The sequence below is a fragment of the Mesorhizobium sp. P5_C1 genome (genome assembly GCF_054049815.1).
The window spans coordinates 1-1,423 of the sequence record NZ_JBFULQ010000925.1 but is presented as its reverse complement, the minus strand read 5'-3'; the positions used below and the strand labels follow the sequence as shown (position 1 = coordinate 1,423).

Here is a 1,423-nt window from a genome sequence, read left to right as displayed (position 1 = left end):
CCGCTCGAGGAAGACCTTCTAGAGGTCAATAGGACCGGCCGGCGAGATTATCCTGCATCAGCGCTGACGTGCCATGGCAGCGGTATTTGGGGCCGGGCATTCGGCGACCCGATACTGGTTGTCGCGATGTGCGGAAACCAGCTCATAGGACCCGCTAAGGCCGTCGATCACCAGATCGAGGAATGCGTTGCAGGCGGCAACCCAGTCCACACTATCAGACACCGCGAGCGAGAAGGTCGTGCCCTGGCAATAGTTGGCATACAAGACAGCTAGTGAGCCGCCTCCGGTGTACCCTATGCTTAGTTGAACCCACTCATCCGGCGATCCTGTCTGCTGGGGTGCAGCCCGGGCTGGAAGTCGACGGCGACTGCAACACTCCCCCAGGATCGATAGCCGCCGGTCAAATCCTCGGAGCTGGATCGTAGGCGATTTTCCCAACCTCTTGCGCGGCGCACGCCACCAGCCCGTCTGCGCAAGCACGGGATGGCCGAACGATTGCTTATTTACCAAGGCCGAAATGGCATCGGCCATAATTGTTCTGCGCGGAAGGTCTGCCCTCACATCAAACACCCCGCACTCATAGTATCCATCCTCGCGCATCATCATGGAATTCCAGTCTACGGCGCCGAACATTGACCAAGCAGTGACGGCACGTACGTCAATGCCCTCAACCGCGCATTCGCCTGCAGCCTCCCATCCCTCCATGAACCACCGCAGCTGTTCCTCACGGGTGCAGGCGTTGTGCACTTCTCCAATTGCCACCGGTAGAGAGTAGCGGCGCCACACCTCGCGCAGGCGCGAGGCAAATCCGAGTTCGCAGGCTGGCGCGTCGGCGCGGACAGCGGCGAAGTCGACATAGGGATCGATGCCGTTGCCGCCGACCGGTTCTTGAGGGTGCCTTTCGACCCGATGATCGAGGAATCGATCGCTGGTGAGGTAGTAATCAACGCCGATGAGGTCCGGAGGGCAGGGCGCGCCCTCCAACTCTGCCAAGTGGGCTGCATCGACACCAGCGTCGAGGAGGCGTTCATGGAACGGATGGCTCTGACCGACATGCCCACAAAGCAGATCCAGCGATAACCATCGCCGGCCATTCTCGTATTCAGCCTGGTATGTCAGCTTTGGCGTCGCAAAAATCTTTCCGAAATCCTCGGTCTGCAGAAGGCGGGCATCGGGAATGACCTTGCGGATAGCCGACATTGTCATGGCTATCGCAAGGCACTGGGCGACAAGAAGCCGCAGGCAACTTGGCTCGTCCGCGCGGTGCGGATGCCAAAACCCATAAAGACCGCTTAGGCGGGCGGTTGCCATCGGTTCGTTGATCGGCGTGAAAGTCTTTACCCACGGGTACCGACGAGCAAGCCGCCCGCCAAACGCGGCGAGACGTTCCGCAAAATCGGGTGCGAGAATGGACGTCCAGCAC

The 1,423-nt window shown here is 60.2% G+C and carries 1 pseudogene; it reads right to left on the bottom strand.

Annotated features, from left to right (window positions below):
- Positions 1-57: 57 nt before the first annotated feature.
- Positions 58-1,423, bottom strand: a pseudogene (locus ACXJ7R_RS32650) (hypothetical protein); the annotation flags it as partial.